A 21,947-nucleotide genomic window follows, 5' to 3' on the forward strand; every position below is an offset into this window, starting at 1 on the left:
ACATTTGGTTTGACTGGTTAGTTTATCGAAGTACTCCCGGATCCTGATGATAAGTGTGATGGCTGTTCGTGCAGCCTATCCATCAGTTAGAAGCGTATTTACCTAAGAAGAAAGTGGTTGGCGACCTTGATAAGCCTGCGCGATACCCAAAGTTGGAAATCTAAGGGAGTTACACATTGCAAATTCTAGGCTTCATTAGATTGGCAGATTAATGAGACTAAGCTTAATTTTGAGACATAAAGCAATTTCATTCTAGGGATTGTTAAGTCATTGATTTTGAAGATTGCTGACAGACCATCAGTGGGTAGCCTTAGTCCTTATGCTAAAAATAAAAATGTCACTCTACAGAATAGAGTGACGAACCCATTTGGAGGTTGGGTACAAAAATTAATAACGGCTATTAATCCTGTAAATTTAATGTGGCTACCTGCCCAATAACTTCCCTGTGAACTCGCTGAAATGAAGGGATTAACACTTCAACGAAATCAATTAGCCATGATGAGGTATGGCTAATTAATTCATTCATTGCACGTTAATTAATCACCATTATTAGTGACAATTAACGCAAGAATCGCTAAGTTTTACTTCATCGTGAGCAAGGTGACAATTACTGCATTCTAAAACATCATGGTGTCGTTGATGCGTTTCGTCAGCAAAGTCACTCAAGGGGCCATGACACTCAACACATGAACTATTTTCATGAACCATGTCATCAGATGGTTCACCGTTAATATGACAAGATTCGCAACCACTCATTTCAGCATGGGTATCTGCTATAGGTTCTGCAACTACGTAACCTGATAATATTAATAGAAATGTTAATCCTAAAATTCTAAGCATGTAATAAACTCCTGGTATTGGTTTATGCGACAGTCATTTGACCAGTGTAAAGAATGAAGTTACGCAGCAGTAAAACGCCCAATAAACTGCAACTAGCTGTAATGGCAACATAAGATAGTTTTCGTTTAGAGGAGGCTGTCATAAATAAATTGAAGGCGAGCGGTAGTGTTAAGCCTATTACAATGATCCCAGCCCAGAATATCCATCCCCAGAAACCTTCCCCGAGCGCCGTAAGTGCCGCTGCTTGGCTCTGTCCGCCAGATATAATCAACCCAATGAAGAAGGTGAAAAGCAGAACCAGTTCGAATAAAATGATCGGTATTTCAATATGATGAATAAAATGAACTTCTTTACTATCAGGGTTTCCCTTGAGGAGTAATCCACCTAACAAGGTTCCCGCAGCCCCTGAAGAAATACCAGAAACAAGAAATAACATAGGTAGTACAGGATTGTTGAGCATAGGAAAAGTGGTCAATGCAGAAAGTAAAAAGCCAGTATAAGCACCTAAAGACAAAGCTAGCATCACTAACAACCCTGTGATGGTAGGCTCATGCTTATCTAATAAACTTAATATCCTATCAATCAATGGCCAGCGATGGTCACACCAATTGGAGATAGGCTCTTTAAATAAGCAAGCTAACCATGAAAATAAGGCTACCTGATAAATCATTAGCACTGCAACTCCAACAGACATAATCGAAGTCGGATTGTAAAATACTAAGATTTTCCAGAAATCAAATGGCTTAGTTAAATCGAGAACGAGTATGCCAAGACCAGAAAATACGGCTAGTGGTGCAAGTAGGCAAGCTGCTTGAACAAAACTCGATTTGTAAGCATTCTGACCTAATTTAAAGTGCTTTAGTAATACGGCGAAACAAATAGCTCCGGCCGATATACCTGCTAAAAAAAGGTAGATTGCGATAGGCCAATGCCAAACAAGGCTATCAAAGTGAAATGGATTCATAGCTTTATCTCCCCACTTTTTGTTGCAATACGGAATAGTTTTGGACGAGTTCCCAGCTCTGTTTTTCTGCGATAATTTGGTGTCGTTTTTAGAACCTTAACAATTTCAGAATCAGGATCTTTTAGGTTACCAAAGACAAGTGCTTTTGTTGGGCAAGCAGCGACACAAGCTGGTGACTTTCCTTCTTTAAGACGAGTTTCTTTACAGAAATCACATTTATCAGCGGCTTTGGTAACAGGGTTGATAAATCGGACCTGATATGGACATGCGGCAATGCAGTACATACACCCAACACATTTCCAACTGTCTACTGAGACAATGCCTGTTTTAGGATCTTTGTACGCAGCCCCTGTTGGGCAGACATTGACACAGGGAGTTCCATCACATTGCTGGCATGATTTGCGAGAGAAACTAAAGTACTGATCAGGATACTCACCAAATGGGCCAGTTTTAACAATCTCTAATCTGCTTACACCTTCGGGGACATTGTTCGTTTCACGACAGGCATCAACACACACTTCGCAACCAATACACTTAGTTTCATCATGAATAAGTGCGTAATTGACCTCGGCTTCTGTAGTATCTGTTTTAGTATCTGATTGGGCTGCTATAAGCTTTGTTGATCCAACCGCGCCGACCGCTGTAGCACAAGCACATTTTAAAAAGAGTCTTCTTTTATTTTCCATATATCCCCCTGGTTATCGGCTTTCATGGCAGTTAACGCATAGCTGACGGCGCTCACCTGTTGAAATTGCAATAACTGGATCTGTTTCGGTGTGTAATTGATGGCACTTAGCACAATTAACTTTGTTTGAGTGAACTGCATGAGTCCAATCAACTTCGATTAAATCATCGGAGTTATGACATGTAGTGCAAACTGCGGTTTGCTCTTCAGCGGTGTTGAGTGAATCGTCACTAAATTTGATTAGGCTTGATTTTTTCCTTGGGTGACCTTCTTTTTCTCTGTGGCAGTTTTGGCAACGTAACTCTAATGAGTTGCTAGAATGAATGCCGAACATTTTTCCATTTTTCTTATGACACATGATACATTGCTTGTTGATGTTTATTGTTAACTCAAGCGTATTAGCATAAGAAATAGAAAATGGTGTTGAAATAAATGTAGTCAAAGTCAGTATAGAGAGGGTGAAAATTTTTTTAAAACTAGACATAATAAGATCTCATTGCATGAGTTGGCTATTTAAAAACATTAAATAACAGTACTAAATCAATGGTGTTTAGTACTGCTTAATATCAGGCAACCAACAACTCTCTTACTAATAAGTCATCACATTGCTTGTTATCCGATATGTGGATAACATTCACACCAACTTTAGCTAGAGATGAATCTATAAAGTCACTATTTTCCGGTGTGTTATGTTCAGGATTTGTAATGACCAGTTTTACTGATGATTGTTCGTCAAGTATTACATAATCCAACTGACAATTTTTAATGTTTTCATAAGTATGATGATTGTTGTCACTTTTTACATCGAGAATGCTACCCAAAGATGCCCCGTATAACACATTGTACTTACCTCTTGCTATTTCATTTAGCCTTGCTGTAAGTCCTGAAAACTTCGCTTTTGTTTTCTCCGGAGTTAATTCAATGATTACCCCTTCAGTTTGTATTTTTTCAGATTTGAAAAATTTAATGCATGTCATTGCAAATACAATGGTGACAGATGGGACAACTAGAAATAGTACAAAGTACATGAAAGCATAGTTAAGTATTACTGTTGCGTTCATAATGTAAACCTCCAAATTAAAGTGTGGTTGCTTGTTTAGCGAGTGGATTATTCACTTCGTTTCAATTGTTCACATTGATTTAGATCAATGTTGCCATTTTGAAGAAGGGTGGAGACTGTTATCTGTAGTGCCTGACATATTTGTAAAATACGTATTTTACAAATGCACGGCCTGCAAATACTTAATGTAAATATTGAATTACTGTTGTTTCAAGGAGTGGAAATCTTAAGGTTACATTAAGTGATATGATGGTGAATTGATTCCAATATATTGCGACTTTATATCTATCTGTATGTTTTGTCAGTATTAATTGCGTTTGAAGATCAGTGTTGATAACAGGTTAATGCTATATGTAAATAAATGCTATGCATATTTCGAGAATCTTGTTGATGTGATTGGATCGTTGTTTTGTTATATTTTTTAAGAAAGTAATTTTAAATAGATGTAATATGGAATTGTTATTTTCTATTGCTGGGCACCTTATGAATAGTATTTCCTTTAGCAACCTGGATTTGTTAAGTATAAACATTCTTGTCAATCTTTATGAAAAGAAGTCTGTTACAAAGGTTTCTATCAAACTAAATATTTCGGCTCCTAAGGTAAGTAGATGTCTTAAACATACTCGAGAGGTGTTAGGTAATGAGCTTTTTATTAGGAAAAAGCACGGGTTAATCCCCAATGAATTTGCTGATAAGGTTTACCCGGTAGCAAAGAAAATTTTAGTATGCTGCTCAGAACTGCAAAAGATTAACTGCGGAGTAACAAATGATGATCTTTATCACTTTGAGATTTCCGCTCCTGACATTATCTCATTTCCCTTCCCAAAGTTGCTCTTGTCTATGATTCATAGTGAAAAGGAAAATATAAGCTTCAATATCTCTCAATGGGGACGTTCTTCTATAGATGACGTGATATCCGGAAAAACAGATTTTGGAATATGCAGTAGTGATAGTGATGATGTGGTTGGTTCTTTTGATAAAAATTTGATATCGATTCCACTTGCTAAGCTTGAATCTCTATACTTGATTTGTGATCATAATCATCCATTGTTAAAGAAAAATATCAATCTTAATTCAATTGCAAACTACCCATACGTTGAGTGTAATATTGGCTCTCTAGTTCAGAGTCGGAGCAAATTTCAGGAATACTGTATACAAAATGCTATGGAATTAGATGTAGAGGTTGAAGTGTGTGGGGCATATAGTTTATTTGATTGCCTGCGTGAAAGAAATGCCGTAACACTACTACCGTTTAGTTCTATTTATAATGTAATTAATAGTATGCCAGATTTTCATGCTTGCAGACTATCGAAAGTAGAGGTAGAGCATTTTTATACTAACTTAAGCATTCCAACACTTTACCTCGTGTATAATAGAAATAATCAAAAGCCAAATCTGCCATGGTTAGTCGATGCCATTAAATCTTTAGTTAATTCCACTTTGAATTAACGGTAGAAATGGTTTCTGTTTACTAAGATTAAGTCTCTAGTGTGTTAATCACTATGCTCAATGAAAACGGGAGCCCGGTCGTCGGGCATATAGATGTCAATATTAGATTTTATATTCACCAGCTGATATGTGAAAATGAGCTGACAGGTGAAACGCCTCAGTGGCTAACAGCCTCTTCTTTTCCAGAATGATGCAATCTTCTCTGCGTCATCATCCATTTGAATACTCTTATTTGTTTGCCGTGGAAGCTCATCGTTCAGATGTACTCTGAAGGTCTTCTCGGCAATGACTTTCCCTTTCAGTTCTAGCGTCATGCGCCACTTGCCGACCTTGTTGTGCTCCGGTGCCCAAATGGTATCGCCTAGGTAGAATTTCCAGTCATTCTCTTTGACGTAAACCTCACCGTCGAATGGTGGCCTGGTATTACCGTTTTCATCGGGGATATCTGGATGGTAGATGCAATATCTGAGTTTCTGATTTTTGGCTTTTTTGATCTGCGCGATAAAACCAAACTCAATGTCTATCTCGGCGGGAACATGAACCGTAGCTTTTGTTAATCTTGGCAGATTGTCACTTTGCTCGTTCCACTTGGTGAAAATCCCGCTATGGATAATGTTAACGTCAGGTTTGAGTTTGGACATAGTAAGCAGCTTTTGAATTGATAGCATGCTAGTTTAGCAAAATGACTGGAAAAGTACTTGAGCTAATATCAATTGGCATGAGTAGATAAAAGTAATCGAGAGAATAATGACTAAGAAAACCGTAAAGTTTGAGTATGAAAAAGAGACCAAGAATAGTGTGCGATATCAAGAGGTCCCAGAATCCGGCCAGGCGCCCATAATGGGCACCATTTACGTACAAAAGTGGTTTGCCGGTGATACCAAGCGGTTTGAGATAACCATTGAAAAGCAAGATTAATCGCTTACCTTTAGCGAGTCCTGCGCTGTGCATTGGTTACTTCGCTGAGTAGGCGGTCTATAGAGTGAACGACGCCCTCACTGGCATCCTCCATAGCTTCAACGTGTTTAATCAATGCATGTTGATCACCATCCATACCCGCTTTAATCGCATTACGCCCGGAGTCATGAACCAGCTGATGAGGCGGATTTAAGCCATTAAAGCTTGCCAGATGGCTGTACTGCTCGGCTCCGGCGCCTTCGAAGTACCACTGACCTAAACGGCATTCGGTATGCTTATTCACTTGGGCTTGATAGTCCCGCTCTTGCAGATGGCTATAGACGTTATTTTTCCATACCGCATGGTCTAGTTTGACGGTATCGAGGAACGAGCGCGCAGTCGCTAAGTGGATAACTTTTTGCATATGTTGAGATTTGGAGAGTACTTCATTGACGACGACGCCTATCTGTTCAGACGATGCCGATATATCAGCCGCATACAATTGGTTTTCACTAATTGATGTTTTTATCTCATGGGTTTGGTTTAAGACTCGATTGACTAAACTCTCTATCTTGTCACTGGCCTCGTGGGCTTTCCCTGCTAGGGTGCGAACCTCATCGGCAACCACGGCAAAGCCTCGCCCGGCTTCGCCGGCACGTGCAGCCTCAATGGCCGCATTAAGTGCAAGTAGGTTAGTCTGTGATGAAATTTCCTGAATCGAGACGATAAGCTGGCCTATCGATTTAGCAGTCTCATCTAAGGCAGACGCTGAGTTCATCGTGTTATTGGTTTGTTCACTGATTTTTTGAGCGCGGGTTTCAAGCTGGCCGAGTGCAGTATGAGTCTGTGAGAACATCTCATCGAGTTGCTTGAGCTCTTCATTTTCATGGATCAGCTCTTCCGCACTATTGGCGAGTCCTGTGCGAATGGTTTCCAACATTCTTCCGCCCCTAAGGTTGCTCGTTATCAGGGTGGCATCGAGTTGTTGCTCTTGCTGTATGTTATTCTGCTCAAGATCCTTTCTTTTTAACTCTTCAACAAGCTCCTTAATTTCCGTTTCATGCCGCTCCTTTAATTCTTGAAGTTGCTGTTTTAGAATTGCATTTTCTTTTTTTAGTCCGTTATTGAATAGCATCCTTAACCCCACTAATAGATAGCTGCTGACAGTATGACACATGGTGGATTTTTTACTTAACCGCTAACAGGCCATTAACATAATGTGGATCAATCATTTCTGGATTAACCATTCCTGAATGAGTCACGGATTTAAACTTGGGATAAAAAACTGGGCCTATATCTGACCGGGAGCGTTATCAGTACTCGCTAAATTCTGGCTTTCTATTACAGTTCAACTAGCTTTAAGAGAGGTTGTATTTTCTAAGCTTTGAGACTACTCGAACATGGGATAAAAGCACGCAGAGTAGTGAAATCATCTGAATGAAGAAGGTTGTGACTATGTCTAAGATCGCCATAGTTCAAGAGTCTCCGATATTGCTGGACCGTGATGCCACCATCGAAAAAGCGGTGACATTGATTGAAGATGCTGCATCAGCGGGCGCCGAGTTAGTGGTATTTTCCGAGGCGTTTATCGCCGGATATCCTGCTTGGATCTGGCGCCTACGCCCCGGTGGAGATTGGGGGACCAGTGAAGCCCTGCATGCTAGATTACTCGACAGTGCCGTCGATATCGAGGCCGGTGGGCTCGAACCGCTTTGTTGTGCCGCACGGGCTAATCAGGTCACGGTTATTTGCGGCATGAACGAACGTGATGGACTACAGAGTCGGGCGACCTTATATAATACCGTGGTGATTATTGGCAGTGGTGGCCAGATACTCAATCGCCATCGAAAGCTGATGCCTACTAATCCTGAACGTATGGTATGGGGATTTGGAGATGGTTCCAGCCTGAAAGTAGTCGACTCTCCCGTTGGCAGGATTTCGACTCTGCTATGCTGGGAAAACTACATGCCTCTGGCTAGGTATACTCTCTATTCCCAGGGAGTTGAAATCTATGTCGCGCCCACTTATGACAGCGGTGACGGCTGGATAGGCACGATGCAGCATATTGCGAGAGAGGGACGTTGCTGGGTTATATGCAGTGGGGTCGTCCTTGAGCATAGCGATCTACCCGATGACTTTCCCGATAAAGACAAACTCTACCCGGATAGTGATGAATGGATTAACCCGGGTGACTCAGTCGTGGTCGCTCCGGGTGGAGAGATAGTTGCGGGGCCTATGAGAAAAGAGAAGGGCATACTGTACGCCGAAGTCGACTCCAAGGCGGTCGCCATATCCAAGAGGGCTTTGGATGTGGCGGGGCATTATTCCAGACCCGATATATTTACACTCGAGGTGAATACTCAGATTCAGAACTCAATTAAGTTTAAATAGTTTATCCAGAAAACTCCCGAGTGAGCGCGTCAGATGCGAGAGAGCAGAGTCGTTACCTCGGGTTCTATCTCATGGCTATCGGCTTAGCGCTGCAAAACAGGTAACTACAATAATCCACTCTGATAAGCCTTACTGACCAAGTTTGTCCGGTTCTTGGCCGTTAGAATTAATCTTGCTCTATCGAGGTGATAGTTGACACCACGTTCGCTCATATAGAGTTGTTTACCTACCTCTTCACTGGAACATCCCTGAGCGACTAATGAGAGTATCTCTACGCAGGTAGGGGATAATACTCTGAAGTTCGAGATGGGGTTAATGGTCTTAAATGCTAAGGTATTAAATGTTTCGGCAAATTCCCTGAGAAGCGTCTCCAATTCATCTGGTGTCGATGAGATGTTATCGATAACTTCTTCCCGGTCATTACATGAAAAGAGGTTACAGATCCCTATCCAGCCTTTTTTATCTTTTACCGGGTGATAAAAGCTAATTCTGGTCCGTATTTGGTATAGGTTTAGTAGCTGCTCGAAGCTCCGTTTTCGTCGCACCGGCATGGTGTTTTCCGGCCATATATAGGGGTTATGCTTTTTCCGGATTGAGGGGCCTGAGAGTTGGTAGCCCTCATCATTTCTGGCAAAACGATGTAGAAACTCCTCGCGGAACTTTAAGATTTCCGGATCTGAGGCGACGGCAAAGCGCATCTTCTTCAGATCGATCATTTTAGCTATGTGAAGTTCTTCGTTACCGTCGCTGTTTAGAATATTGGCTTGCTCATCCGGAACAATACAAACATTGGATAGTTCATCCGGAATAATGCAATAGTAAAACCGTTTAATACCGAAGGGTGCCAGTTTTTCGAGAAAGCTCTCGATGATCCTGTTACAGACCATTCCACTCTGTTGCGCAGACATAATGACTCCCCGACTATCTAGAGGAAGGGGTTACCTTCCTCTGATTTATAAATGAATTACTGAGTGCCTTCCTGTTTTTCTACATGACAAGTCAAGCAGCTTTCAGGCTCTTTAAAGTTGGTTTGCTCACTGTAGTAATCATCTTTGGTTGAGTAAGCATCGCCGTGTTTGGCTAATGTCTTGGCATGACAGAAACCACAGGTCAGTAACTCACCATGACTATCCGGCGCGCCATTATTTCCATGACACTCTGCGCATTCCCACGGCGCCATTTCTTGAGTCACATGGCTGTTGGCGGCATTGTGACAAGTCGTACAGTCTGGTATTTTCCAGCCAAAGTGAGACGATGTTAATGGGGCTCTGGCCTGGCTGATATCTTTGATCCGAGTCGGATCGATCTCAGGAGCTTCTGCATCACAACCAGAAGTTGATTCTTGGTTACCGTAACCATTCCCGAAGGCGGCACCAATATAGTTAATGTATTCTGGCCCATAGATGATCATGGCATCACCGGTCAGGTGTGGATCGTTACCACCGAAAGGCAAACCAAACTTCATATAACCACGCCCCTTAGGGTTATGGTTCTCAAATTGCTCGCCTTCACCATAGTTGCGGGCACGATAGCCAAGGATCCCGGGGATCTGGCCATAACAGGCTTTACGATATTCATCGCCGCCCATGTCGGTTCTTGCTGAGCACATGACCCATTGATAGAGACCATTTTGGGCGCCTGAGTCCATATAGTTTTCCCACTCACCAGTGTGGTGAACGAATCCGCAAGAGCCGTTGTTAGTATATCGTTCGTTAACAATATTGCCCACATCATCGCGGCCGTTAAAGCTGATCGCCGTCGCAACATAGCCCTGAACATTTGAATTGGTACTCAAACGTGGCCAGTAGGACCAATCGATCTTCAGATCGGGGCGCTGTTCGACCAGAGATAGCCAGGCATCAAGCTCGGTTATGGTTCCCTCTTTATAGATGTCGGATCTGAGGTTATGGGGAGTGACCTCGATATCTTTAAATACCGCACGTTGATTCGGGATAAGGATCTCGCCTGTTGCCGTGGTCTTAGCTGGTTTAAAGTCGATGACGATTTCCGGGATGATCACCTTGCCACCATTCTCGGCTAAACGGTCCATCTCTTTCTGGTATTTCTTCTTACGAATATCCATCTCACCAGGCTGTGCGGCAACCAGAACGATACTCATCTCGTTCTTAAGTGGGTGGTGATCCATACGGAAATAGATCTCCTCCTCCTTGTAATAGTAACTTTCAGTCTCGTAGCTGCCCTCTTTCTTATGTTCCCATATGCTAGGACCTACCAGGTATTTCCAGCCTTGCCCCTCAGTTTTCCCAAGATTCTCTGGATCTACCACTTCCGGCAGGCCGGTGATGCCTTCGATCGAGGTGATAAAGTGAGTCTTGAGGTTTTCATCTTTTTCATATTCGATGTCGAGGTTATATTTCTTGGCTGCCCATAGCAGTAGATCCATCACAGAACCACGGCCATCCTGAAAGATATCCGGGCGGATAGAGTCGATCTTTACACCTGACATGTTGATGGCCGTGGGTGGCAGCAGGTAATCAACCTTGAGTCCCAATTTTGCCGCATCTGCAACCATTTTAGACTCGAGCACGCCTTCTATCTCATGACCACTCGAGTAACTCTTTGCCTTGCTCTTGTTGGCTGTAGTCCCCTCATCTAGGGGGCTGAATCCTTTTACAATAGCAAACTGAATCACCTTGTTTAGCTTTTGCTCATCTTCAGTAGGGCCACCAAAAACATAATCTGGCTTTACAATCGGTGGCTCGGGTGGGATCGGAGGTGTTGGGGTGGAGGAGTCGTCGCTGCCACAACCACCAAGGGCAAAACTGAGGGCTAACACCGCTATAATGGAATTGCGTTTCATCATCTATTCCTTGTTGTTCTAATAAGTTTGATAAGAATAGGAGGTGTATCTGGTCGCCATCACTAGTAGAAATGACAGTGTCGAAACTCGCTGTGATTGAGATCCCTCTAGAAGCGCTTTTTCATGTTATTTTTGCCATATGGGTAGGGTGATTTACATCTCTGAACTACTTTTGGAGGCTAAGGGAGAGTCCAGTGAATGAGATAAACCGGAGGAATGGCGAGTTTGAGCCGGTAGAGGTCAATGAAACGTTTTGAACGGGTGGGGATGTGGCTGTAGGTGAATCAAACTATGAGAAAGAAAAGAGGCTGGCAAGGGCTTGGCTAAAACTGGCTATAGGGCTCTGTATACTTTTAATATCAGAGCCTTATTGGTATTTTTGAGGGCTGGCACCCTTTACTACTTATGGTATTTAACTGCCATATCGATCAAGGGTTCACGGCTGGCTTTAGCTGCGCGTAGTCTGGCGAGGTAATTTTCCCATAGTTCGACTTGGTTAGTCGCGAGACCGTGTAAAATCTGCCATGAGAACAGACCCGTATCATGACCATCGTCGAAGGTGATTTTCACTGCATAGTTGCCAACAGGAGTTAGCTCCTTAATGTTGACGTTTTTCTTGTGGGTGACTAATACCGGGTTGCCATGTCCATGCACTTCGGCCGAAGGGGAGTAGACTCGCAGCATCTCACAGCTAAGCTGAAACGTTTCACCCGTATCGAAGGTGATCTCGAGCTGGCGTGATTTACGTTTAAGCTTAAGGGCGGTAACCATAGGTGATTCAGGATTCGTCATAGTTGCTGTTGTCGTCGTGGCTTCAAATTAAACGTGCTGACAGGGTAGCGCTTTCAAGGTAAAAAGTCCTGAATTTTGATTAATATACCCAAGCCACTTCAAAATGCTCGTTTCAGAGCTCTCGTAGGATAGCTGAACAAGGCAGTGATTGAAGAGAATGGTTAGTCCCTTTTCAATATCACTAACGCAGTGCATATATTCTACGGGAACTCCCGAAGGGCAAGGCGAGAAGCAACATGTTTCTGCATTCTTTATTTATAAGAATAAATATTGAATTACGACTGCATGGATGCAGAAGGTAGGGTGAAGCAGGATGCCAGAGCCGAGAATAACTAGTCCAGCTATTCATGAAGACCACCACGGATGGTGGGAATGTCGTTAATGCAGGAGCAATTAACGACCTTGAACTCTGTCACTTCTCGACATGCTGAATCCTGCATTTCGAGGTCGTTTGGGTATTGACTAATCAGTCATGGGGTCAGGTTTGTGTGACCCCATGGGGTATTATACCAATCTCACTAAATAGGTGAGCAGTTCAGAGCCACTCAGGCGTTTCAATTCAAGACGCATTGATGAAGAAATGGTTACCCCCTTTTAAGTCAATGCAACGCTGAAGTGGAATGCCTGAGAGGCTCACATAGTGCGGGTTTCAAAGCCCTTTATGCTGCGTTAGATGCTTTCGATATAGAATAACTATTCGCTTCAAACATCCGCCTTGCCTACAGTGCTTTGAACTCCCGCTGAAAGATCACATATTTAGTAGGATTGGTATTAATAACGAAATGAGGCGACCATAGATTTTAAGCTGTTAGCTTGGGTCGACAGCTGTTCACTGGTCTTAACCATCTCGGATGCACCAATCGATGTCTGCTCTGCTCCGCTTCTTATCATCTGTACGTTTTGACTGATATCCAAGGTCACGCTTGCCTGCTCCTCTGACGCTACGGATATTTGACTCGCCATATCGACAATCTTCCGGCTCGACTCGGCTATTTTTGAGAGTGACTCACCGGAACTCCTCGCTTCAGAGATCGTACTTTCAGCACTGCTTTGACTTGACTGCATCGCCGTAGCGGCTTCATCAGCACTTTGCTGGAGCGACAGAATAACGGAGTTAATACTCGAGATGGACTCCTGAGTCTTGGAGGCGAGTGCCCTGACCTCATCTGCGACCACGGCAAATCCGCGTCCCTGCTCTCCAGCCCTTGCGGCTTCGATGGCGGCATTCAGGGCCAGCAGGTTAGTCTGCTCGGCTATGCTGCCTATCACCTCGGAGACCGAGTTTATTTCGGCGCTCTTCTCTTGCAGAGAGAGTATTACCCCTGTGGCGTCGTTGATATCGCTTGCAAGCTTTTCAACATTACCGACCGTTTGCAGGACATTTTCCTGCCCCTCTTTAATGGTTGTTTCAGATTCCTGTATCACGCTGAGGCAGTTAGAGGCGTTGAGGCTAACTTCGTTGACTGTGACAGTCATCTCCTCAACGGCGGTGGCGACCAACTCTGTCTGCTGGAACTGTTCCTGAACATTGTTATTGGTCTGCTCTGACATCCCCGAAGTTTGAACGGCTGTATCGGTTAACTGTTCGGCAGCTCCGGCTATGTTGCTGACCAACTCTTTTAGCTTGGCGTGCATCTTATACATAGATAGATACAAACCTTTCGCATTGGCGGCATGGGTAAAGCTTAAGGTCAGATCTCCTTCGGCTATGCTGTTGGCAATGTTGACCATTTCAGCCGGTTCACCACCCAGTGGCCGGGTTACAGATTGACTGATAGCAACTGCGATAACGGCACCGAATATGATCGTCAGCACGCCGGACAGGAGTAAGACAAAGTTCAATGTGTCACTCGCTTCGGTTAGGCTTTGCTGATCGGCTTTAAACAGGTTTGCCTGGGAGATTCGCATCTCTTCCAGGATACTCTTTATCTTACGGGCTCTAGGTGCCGCTAAGGTGCCAAGCCAATGGTTGGCCTGGTTCCATTCGGCGCTGGAGCGAGAACCAAACATCTGGATGACATAAGGGGTAAACTCGCTTCTGGCCTGCTTAAAACTATCCCAATGCTCTCTTTGTTCGACCGACATCAAGTCAGTTGAACTTTCGAGATCCAGCATTAAGCTATCGCTTCTGCCCTTTAGTTCTAAGTATTTGTTTTTGAAGACAAGGTCGCCGGAAAGTAAGTAGGCCCGAATATTTGCTAAACCCATGGCAAATGCGGCTCGGCTATCGGCTAAGGTTTTGAGGAATACCTTGTGTTCGATATCACTCGGATTTGCCATTTCACCCTCTATGATAGCGGTTAGCGCGGTCAGGGTTCTGGCCGCCGCAGGTGCCGCTTTAGTGAGGAGAATATCGAAAGAGGGGATGTTTTTATCTGTATGAGCGATATCCTCAATCTGCTGCTGTGCTTGCTTAAACTGGCGGATAATCGTTTTCATCTCATTGAGCCGCTCTATGTTCCTGGCCACGGTCCAATTCTTTGCGAAACGCTCCAGGCTCATGAGGGATTGCTCTAACTTATCCCAGCCCTGAGCCCGTTCATCCATAAATAGTTTAGCCCTGCTTGGATCGCCACCAAGTATAAGGTAGCCCCTCAGGCCTGATAAAGTTTGAGTGATAGCGGCCTCAAGGTTCATTCCGGCCTGTACTGTGGGCGTCCTGAGTTCTAACAGGCGACTTTGTGTGGTGTTGATGTTTTGCAGCTGCATATACACTATGCTCGAGCTTATGATGAAAATTGCGATAACCAAGCCAAAGCCCAGTAGTAATTTGAGCCTCACGGTCAAATTCAAGATGGTATTCATACATAGCCCCTAATCCGTCAGACGCACCGATACATTCTCACTGAGCTTAAATTATAGTTGAGCCAATAGAGTTCACTTACATTTTGCAGGGTTAAAATTGATCTGGAATAAATTTTAGCTACTTGAAATGATGTAGGGAAGGCATATGGTTAGGAGGGAAGTAGTGAGGTGGAGATAATAAGTCACGAACAAAGCGTTTGTGCTTTGGCTCGTGACTCTTTTAGCTTATAGCGAGTAATCGCTGTCTTATAGAATAAAGCGGCTTAGATCTTCGTCTTGCACTAAATCATCTAAGTGGCTGCTGACATATTCAGCATCGATAACGAAGGTGTTACCGGATTTGTCAGATGCGTCATAGGATAGATCTTCCATCAGACGCTCCATCACTGTGTGCAGACGACGGGCACCGATATTTTCGGTACGCTCGTTTACCTGCCATGCAGCTTGAGCGATGCTCTCGATGCCATCTTCGGTGAACTCAATTTTAACATCTTCGGTGCCCATCATAGCAACGTGTTGCTCTGTGAGTGAGGCATGAGGCTCGGTTAAGATGCGTTTGAAGTCATCGGCAGTCAAAGCGCTAAGCTCGACACGAATAGGCAGACGACCCTGTAGCTCTGGGATCAAGTCTGACGGCTTAGACATCTGGAATGCACCTGAGGCGATAAACAGGATATGGTCGGTTTTAACCATGCCGTGTTTGGTGTTGACCGTACAACCTTCAACTAAAGGTAGCAGGTCACGCTGTACACCTTCACGTGATACATCCGGGCCCGAAGACTCACCACGCTTACAGATCTTATCGATCTCATCTAAGAAGACGATACCGTTTTGCTCAACCAGTTCGATAGCCTGCTCTTTCATGTCATCTTGATTGACGAGTTTAGCGGCTTCCTCTTCAATCATAAGCTTGTAAGCTTCTTTGATTGGCATCTTACGACGCTTGCTGTCACCGGGTCCCATATTTTGGAACATGCTTTGTAGCTGGTTCGTCATCTCTTCCATGCCCGGAGGAGACATGATTTCGATGCCGACCTGAGGTGCTGCAACGTCAATTTCGATCTCTTTGTCGTCAAGTTGACCTTCACGAAGCTTCTTACGGAAGATCTGGCGAGTCGCTGAATCATCGGGCTTCTCGTTGTCCCAATCCTCTTTAGGTTTAGGTAGAAGTGCATCGAGAATGCGTTCTTCAGCGGCCTCTTCGGCTCTGAATTTACACTTCTTCATCTGATCTTCACGGGTCATCTTAATCGCAGAATCGGTAAGATCGCGAATGATCTGTTCCACTTCTTTGCCGACATAGCCCACTTCGGTGAACTTTGTGGCTTCGACCTTGATAAACGGCGCCTTTGCCAGTTTAGCCAAGCGGCGGGCGATCTCTGTTTTACCGACGCCGGTAGGACCTATCATTAAGATATTCTTTGGGGTCACTTCCTGACGGAAATCGACATCGAGTTGCATACGACGCCAGCGGTTACGCAGGGCGATAGCCACCGAACGTTTTGCATTATGTTGGCCAATAATGTGAGTGTCTAACTCATGGACTATCTCACGTGGGGTCATTTCAGACATATTCTTTCCTCATGCATTAGCATCAGTGTTGAGCGTGCGCCGCTGCTTGTGGTTCAAGTTAAGCGGCACTCGATCAGTAATTTAATTCTTCGATTGTTTTGAACTGGTTGGTGAACACACAGATATCACCGGCAATGGTTAGCGATTTTTCAGCAATCTCTAACGCGCTAAGTTCAGTATTTTCGAGTAGTGCCGTTGCGGCCGATTGGGCAAAGTTGCCTCCGGAGCCGATAGAGATAAGATCGTTTTCCGGTTGGACGACATCTCCGTTACCGGTAATGATTAAGGAGCATGTGTCATCGGCAACCGCAAGCAAGGCTTCAAGCTTGCGCAACATCTTATCGCTACGCCAGTCTTTTGCCATCTCAACGGCGGCTTTCATCAGATGTCCCTGATGCATCTCTAATTTTGCTTCGAAACGTTCGAATAGGGTAAAAGCATCGGCGGTGCCGCCAGCAAAACCAGCCAGAACCTTATTGTGATAAAGGCGGCGAACTTTTCTGGCGTTACCTTTCATCACTGTATTACCAAGTGATACTTGGCCATCTCCAGCGATAACGACCTGGTTATTACGGCGAACTGATACGATTGTGGTCACGATGTTTCCTCTTCTCAAACTGCCGAGTCGATGCTCGTCAGTGGGTGATAGAAGATATATGGGGGAGCGTTAGTTAAATATCAAGGAAGAAGGGTGTAAAAGAGGAAAACATCGCTGGTTTTTTGGGGGAGAGCTTACCTGTTGGCCGGCAGGGCATCGTCTTTGCCTGAAAGCGTAGCGTCGATCAGCTACGCAATAGTGTCATCAGAGCCTAATCCATGTAAATCAGGTTGAGTTCAGCCTTCCCAGTACAAAATAATACAGCCGTTGATGCCGGCGCCCTGCAAGATATGGCGGTGCTTTTCCGCCAGTCGCTTACGATCGTACGGGCCTAAGCTGACTTTATACCAATCGCCTGTTGTGCCTTTAACTTTACGCACATTGGCTGATAAGCCTTGAAAGGCAATAACGGCTTTCATCTGTTCAGCCTGAGACTGAGTTCTGAATGAACCACACTGCATCTGATAAGGTCGAGTCGGTGCCGTTTTCTCCGGTATATCGACTTCTACTTGCTTATTTTCCAGCTCTCGCTGATAGGTCCACTCCTCTTTTGGCTTAGGAGGAAGTGCGTTGGGATCCTTCTTTACGACGCTCTTCTTGGGCTGTTCTACTACGGCAGGACTCGTTGTTTCTGCGCTGTCGTTGATGCTCCATAGGAAGTATCCAAATCCACCGAGCAGGCTGACGGTAATAAGCAATAAAAGAACAGGAAAGCGTCTGGGTGCGGGCGCTTGCTTGCCTCTTCGTGCTGTTTTGCCTTTTCCTTTGGCCGGCTTTCTATTGGCGTAGTCGTGATTTCTCATTAAATTGTAATACCGTTATTTCTGTTCTGTATTTAGCTTCAATGCCAGGGGGCTATCTTAATTTAAGATCGCACTCCGGCATTGTTTAGGTTACAAAAGTTAGATTACATGCGCTCCAGCGTTTCGATACCAAGCAGATCTAAGCCCTGCTTGAGTGTCTTCGCCGTGAGTTGAGACAGGAGTAAACGGCTCTTCTTCTGCTCTTCTGATTCTGCCGCAAGTACCGGGCAAGCCTCGTAGAAACTAGAGAAAGCACCCGCCAATTCGAACAGGTAACCACATAACGCGTGGGGCTGACCTTTGGTGACCATGCGAGACAGCACTTCACCGAACTGAGCTAACTTGTTGCCCAGAGCCTTCTCTTTATCATGATCCAGCTTCATTCTCGCATCGCTAAGGTCGATATCTGCGGCACGTTTAAAGATGCCCACGACTCGCGTGTAAGCGTACAAGAGGTAAGGTGCTGTATTGCCTTCGAAGCTGAGCATCTGCTCGAAGCTGAAGATGTAATCGCTGGCGCGGTTCTTGGAAAGATCGGCATATTTTACCGAGCTGATACCCACCACTTTGGCAATTTTTTCCAGTTCGGCCTGATCCATATCCGGGTTCTTGCTACGAACCAGCTCGAGTGCTCGAGTGTCGGCTTCTGTTAGCAGGTCAACCAGCTTTACAACACCACCCGAACGGGTTTTAAACGGACGGCCATCATCGCCATTCATGGTGCCGAAGCCCATGTGCTCCAGACTCATATCAGGGTTAATAAACTCTGCAGTTCGGGCGAGTTTAAATACCTGCTGAAAATGTAGCCCCTGACGAAGATCGACAAAATAGAGTGCGCGGTCGGCTTTTAACACATTTGAGCGGTAACGCATCGCTGCCAAATCACTGGTGGCGTACAGGTAGCCGCCGTCTGCTTTTTGGATGATGACAGGTAGAGGGTCACCGTCTTTGGTTTTGAACTCATCCTGAAACACGACTTTAGCGCCATTACTCTCAGATAACAGGCCTTTAGCATCGAGATCTTTAACCACCTGTTCCAGATCGTCATTATAGGTACTTTCACCACGGACATCTTTGCGTGTCAGGCTAACCCCTAGGCGCTCATAGACGTCATGACAATGGCTGAGTGAAATGTCGTTGAACTCACGCCAAAGTTTATTGCAATACTCATCGCCAGATTGCAGTGAAACCACAAGTTTACGAGCACGGTTAGCAAAGTCTTCTGATTCGTCGAAACGTACTTTCGCTGCGCGGTAGAAGGTTTCCAGATCAGAGAGTTCCATCTGTGCCTGCTCACCCTTTTCGGCACGTAACTCTTCCATGTAAGCCAGTAGCATACCAAATTGAGTACCCCAATCGCCTACGTGATTTTGACGAATGACATTGTGTCCCTGGAATTCGAGTGCCCGCACCACACTGTCACCAATAATCGTTGAACGCAGGTGACCTACATGCATCTCTTTGGCTAAGTTTGGTGAAGAGTAATCGACAACCACGGTTTGTGGCTCTGGCAATTGAACGCCTAAGTGGTCATCGTTTAATGCGGTCATTAGCTGAGTCGCAAGGGCATTCTCATCGATGAAAAAGTTAATAAACCCGGGTCCGGCAATATCAACTTTTGCGACCTGGCTATCTTCCGGCAGGCTATCGATGATCAGCTGTGCGATATCTCTTGGGTTCTTACGAGCCACTTTAGTGAGCATCATCGCCAGATTGGTCGCGAAATCACCATGAGTTTTATCTTTAGTTCGGTCCACCTGAATGCGAGCTTCAAAATCAGTTGGGATAACACCCTGTTGTTTAAGGGCGTCTAGGGCTTGGATGAGTAAAGATTGAATATGTGATTTCATTGGCGGTAATTGGCACTTACTAATGATAAAAAGATTTAGGGATAACCGCACATTTTAGCCGTTAGTGATGGTCAATTGCTATCTTCGAAATCACTTTTATGCTTTTTTTTACTTAAAAGTTGCCGATTACTCATTATCGCTTAAACAAAAAGCCGATGTAGGGCTGGTTAGAGCAGATCTTGTGGGTCTCTATCTAAGCTCCATCGACAGCGTTTCGCCAAAGGCAGAGACTCTATCTGTGGCAAGGCATGTTCGAATGCATGCTGTAATTGATTGCGCGACTTGGTCTGAAAAATAAGATGTCGGCGGTATTTACCCGCTTTTTTATCCATAGGAGCCGGCATAGGTCCTATGACCTCGCTCTCCTCATTCTGCGGTAAGAGTTCGGCAACTTGGGATAAAAAGTTATCGGCATCTACGGCCTGATGTGCCTCGGCGCGGATAAGCAGCATATGCCAGGCTGGTGGCAGCAAGGCTTGCTTACGTTCATTGAGTTGACCACGGGCAAATTCGCCATAGCCTTTATGCATTAATTCCCGTAATACAGGATTATCGGCTTGATGAGTTTGCATCAGCACGGTACCCGGTTTTCTGGCTCTTCCCGCCCGGCCCGATACCTGGGTATAAAGTTGGCCGAATCGTTCGGGTGCCCTGAAGTCGGCACTGAACAAGGCGCCATCGACATCTAGTAAGCCGACCAGAGTCACATCGGGGAAGTGATGCCCTTTTGCCAGCATTTGCGTGCCGACGAGGATCTTATACTCGCCTTTATGGATAGCGTTGAGGTGTGCTTCGAGGGCGCCCTTTCTGCTTGTGGTATCGCGGTCGATTCGAACCACAGGATATTTCGGGAACTCTTTCTCCAGAACATTAGCCAGTTGCTCAGTGCCAACGCCTTGTCCCATCAACATGGTACTGCCACAGCTATGGCACTGTTTTGGAATGGCGTAATGATTACCGCAGTGATGGCACCGGATCTCGCCCAGTGACTGATGTACAGTGAAAAAAGCATCACATCGGTCACACTCATGGAGATGACCACACTCGTGACAGAGTAGTGCCGGAGCGAAGCCTCTTCGGTTCAGAAACAGGAGTACCTGGTTACCCGCGTCGAGATGAATACGCATCTCGTTTAGCAGCGCATGGGAAAGTCCGGTATTCAGGGGTTGATTGCTGATATCTATGATGCCTTGGCGCACTTTCTCTGCATTACCCGCTCTTTGCCCCAGCTCTAGGTGCTTGTAACGGCCACTGAGTGCATTTTGCAGGCTTTCCAGGGAGGGAGTCGCAGTACCGAGTAGCACCGGGATTTTTTCTAAATGACCCCGCATCACCGCGAGATCCCGGGCATGGTAACCGACACCCTCCTGTTGCTTGAAGCTGGAATCGTGTTCTTCATCCAGGATTATCACTCCCGGAAAAGCCATAGGCGTAAACAGGGCCGATCGCGTGCCGATAATGATCGCCGCCTCGCCGGATTTTGCCTGTTGCCATGCCGCTAATCTTTGATTATCGGTTAGCCCGGAATGAATAACGGCGACCTGCACCTTGAATCGGCTCTTGAAACGGCTGATCGTTTGTGGTGTTAAGCCTATCTCAGGAACTAAGATCAGTGCCTGTTTCCCCTTGCTAAGAATTGACTCCAGCAGGGCCAGGTAGACCTCTGTCTTACCCGAACCCGTAATACCTTCGAGTAAAGTGCAGTGATAACCGGTTTGTTGGTTGAGCATGGCCACTGCAATGGCTTGTTCCGGATTGAGCGTTAAGGGGTCTTCATCGAGCTCGAGTTTATCTCGCCAGGAGAGATCGATAGAGTTGACCCGTTCATCCTGGGTTATCCACGCTCTCTCGTGAAGGGCTTTTAACGCAGACTTACTCAGGGCTAAGCTGGTTATTTCATCTTGAGTCAACTCCCCCTTAAGCAGGTGCTCCATCACTTTTTTCTGTGCGGGAGCGCGCTTCAGGGTATCGAGCGATGCCGATCTGCCGGCCCCGGTCAGGTGCCAGAAAGTGGTGGTGTTTGATGAGACCTCAGCTCCCTTACGCAATGCAACCGGAATGGCTTGCGAGAGCATTTGACCTAAGCTACAAAAGTAATACCTTGCAGCCCAAACGGTTAGTTTATAAAGTGAATCAGGTAGTAGCGGTTCATCATCTAACAGTTCAATGATAGATTTTATCTGCTGAGGTGCTAAATTACAGGTATCAGAAATGCCCGTGACCAAACCGATTAATTGCTGACGACCAAAGGGTACTTTAACTCTCATCCCTTTTTTAGGAAGGGTTGAAATGGAATCAGGTACTTTATAACTGAAGGCTTGCCGCATAGGCACGGGCAAGGCAACCTCGACAAACAAGGGCATAGGGTGACAAGATTGATCAATGGATACCAGCAAGTGTACCCAGCCTGCCGGTCAAGG

The 21,947-nt window shown here is 45.2% G+C and carries 19 protein-coding genes; 3 read left to right on the forward strand and 16 right to left on the reverse strand.

Going from position 1 to position 21,947, the window contains the following annotated elements; all coding sequences use genetic code 11:
* Positions 1–549: 549 nt before the first annotated feature.
* From EKG38_RS00495 to EKG38_RS00515, 5 genes are all read right to left on the reverse strand, one after another.
* Complete coding sequence (locus EKG38_RS00495; RefSeq protein ID WP_126517677.1) at positions 550–840, reverse strand: cytochrome c3 family protein; 291 nt, start codon at positions 838–840, stop codon at positions 550–552.
* Positions 841–862: 22 nt separating this feature from the next.
* Positions 863–1,804, reverse strand: a complete 942-nt coding sequence (nrfD, locus tag EKG38_RS00500; protein ID WP_126517680.1) for a cytochrome c nitrite reductase subunit NrfD — start codon at positions 1,802–1,804, stop codon at positions 863–865.
* On the reverse strand, positions 1,801–2,490 hold the full coding sequence (locus tag EKG38_RS00505; RefSeq protein WP_126517682.1) for a 4Fe-4S dicluster domain-containing protein: 690 nt from the start codon (positions 2,488–2,490) through the stop codon (positions 1,801–1,803). The genes nrfD and EKG38_RS00505 overlap by 4 nt, the downstream gene beginning before the upstream one ends.
* 12 nt (positions 2,491–2,502) lie before the next feature.
* Positions 2,503–2,973, reverse strand: a complete 471-nt coding sequence (locus EKG38_RS00510; protein ID WP_126517684.1) for a cytochrome c3 family protein — start codon at positions 2,971–2,973, stop codon at positions 2,503–2,505.
* Positions 2,974–3,055: 82 nt separating this feature from the next.
* Positions 3,056–3,550 (reverse strand): DUF2726 domain-containing protein, encoded by a 495-nt coding sequence (locus EKG38_RS00515; RefSeq protein WP_126517686.1) that lies wholly within the window; start codon positions 3,548–3,550, stop codon positions 3,056–3,058.
* Positions 3,551–3,999: 449 nt separating this feature from the next.
* Between EKG38_RS00515 and EKG38_RS00520 the strand changes: the two genes are divergently transcribed.
* On the forward strand, positions 4,000–4,998 hold the full coding sequence (locus EKG38_RS00520) for a LysR family transcriptional regulator (protein ID WP_246033042.1): 999 nt from the start codon (positions 4,000–4,002) through the stop codon (positions 4,996–4,998).
* A 164-nt stretch (positions 4,999–5,162) separates the two neighbouring features.
* Here the strand turns inward: EKG38_RS00520 and EKG38_RS00525 are convergent, their stop codons facing one another.
* A complete protein-coding gene (locus EKG38_RS00525) occupies positions 5,163–5,639 on the reverse strand; it encodes a DUF3859 domain-containing protein (RefSeq protein WP_126517688.1) in 477 nt (158 codons plus the stop codon).
* Between the two features lie 106 nt (positions 5,640–5,745).
* Here EKG38_RS00525 and EKG38_RS24840 point away from each other — a divergent pair, with 106 nt between their 5' ends.
* Positions 5,746–5,916 carry a hypothetical protein gene (locus EKG38_RS24840; protein WP_185826739.1) on the forward strand — a complete coding sequence of 57 codons (171 nt, stop codon included), beginning with the start codon at positions 5,746–5,748 and terminating at the stop codon, positions 5,914–5,916.
* Between the two features lie 10 nt (positions 5,917–5,926).
* On the opposite strand, the gene EKG38_RS00530 is transcribed toward EKG38_RS24840, so the two are convergent.
* On the reverse strand, positions 5,927–7,030 hold the full coding sequence (locus EKG38_RS00530) for a methyl-accepting chemotaxis protein (RefSeq protein WP_126517690.1): 1,104 nt from the start codon (positions 7,028–7,030) through the stop codon (positions 5,927–5,929).
* Between the two features lie 320 nt (positions 7,031–7,350).
* Between EKG38_RS00530 and EKG38_RS00535 the strand changes: the two genes are divergently transcribed.
* A complete protein-coding gene (locus tag EKG38_RS00535) occupies positions 7,351–8,286 on the forward strand; it encodes a carbon-nitrogen hydrolase family protein (protein ID WP_126517692.1) in 936 nt (311 codons plus the stop codon).
* 104 nt (positions 8,287–8,390) lie between these two features.
* On the opposite strand, the gene EKG38_RS00540 is transcribed toward EKG38_RS00535, so the two are convergent.
* From EKG38_RS00540 to priA, 9 genes are all read right to left on the reverse strand, one after another.
* Complete coding sequence (locus tag EKG38_RS00540; RefSeq protein WP_126517694.1) at positions 8,391–9,194, reverse strand: response regulator transcription factor; 804 nt, start codon at positions 9,192–9,194, stop codon at positions 8,391–8,393.
* A gap of 56 nt (positions 9,195–9,250) precedes the next feature.
* Positions 9,251–11,107, reverse strand: coding sequence for a cytochrome c3 family protein (locus EKG38_RS00545; protein ID WP_185826740.1), 1,857 nt, complete (start codon positions 11,105–11,107; stop codon positions 9,251–9,253).
* Positions 11,108–11,506: 399 nt separating this feature from the next.
* On the reverse strand, positions 11,507–11,899 hold the full coding sequence (locus EKG38_RS00550) for a gamma-butyrobetaine hydroxylase family protein (protein WP_126517698.1): 393 nt from the start codon (positions 11,897–11,899) through the stop codon (positions 11,507–11,509).
* 771 nt (positions 11,900–12,670) lie between these two features.
* Positions 12,671–14,704, reverse strand: coding sequence for a methyl-accepting chemotaxis protein (locus EKG38_RS00555; protein ID WP_126517700.1), 2,034 nt, complete (start codon positions 14,702–14,704; stop codon positions 12,671–12,673).
* A 246-nt stretch (positions 14,705–14,950) separates the two neighbouring features.
* On the reverse strand, positions 14,951–16,276 hold the full coding sequence (hslU, locus tag EKG38_RS00560) for an ATP-dependent protease ATPase subunit HslU (protein WP_126517702.1): 1,326 nt from the start codon (positions 16,274–16,276) through the stop codon (positions 14,951–14,953).
* Positions 16,277–16,349: 73 nt separating this feature from the next.
* Positions 16,350–16,874, reverse strand: coding sequence for an ATP-dependent protease subunit HslV (hslV, locus tag EKG38_RS00565; RefSeq protein WP_012140880.1), 525 nt, complete (start codon positions 16,872–16,874; stop codon positions 16,350–16,352).
* Between the two features lie 236 nt (positions 16,875–17,110).
* A complete protein-coding gene (locus tag EKG38_RS00570; RefSeq protein WP_126517704.1) occupies positions 17,111–17,677 on the reverse strand; it encodes an SPOR domain-containing protein in 567 nt (188 codons plus the stop codon).
* A 104-nt stretch (positions 17,678–17,781) separates the two neighbouring features.
* Positions 17,782–19,527, reverse strand: coding sequence for an arginine--tRNA ligase (gene argS / locus EKG38_RS00575; RefSeq protein WP_126517706.1), 1,746 nt, complete (start codon positions 19,525–19,527; stop codon positions 17,782–17,784).
* 167 nt (positions 19,528–19,694) lie between these two features.
* The gene (gene priA, locus EKG38_RS00580) at positions 19,695–21,890 is read right to left on the reverse strand and encodes a primosomal protein N' (RefSeq protein ID WP_126518714.1); all 2,196 of its coding nucleotides are present in this window, start codon (positions 21,888–21,890) and stop codon (positions 19,695–19,697) included.
* Between the last annotated feature and the right edge of the window lie 57 nt (positions 21,891–21,947).

The sequence above is a fragment of the Shewanella canadensis genome (assembly GCF_003966225.1).
Lineage (GTDB): Bacteria > Pseudomonadota > Gammaproteobacteria > Enterobacterales > Shewanellaceae > Shewanella > Shewanella canadensis.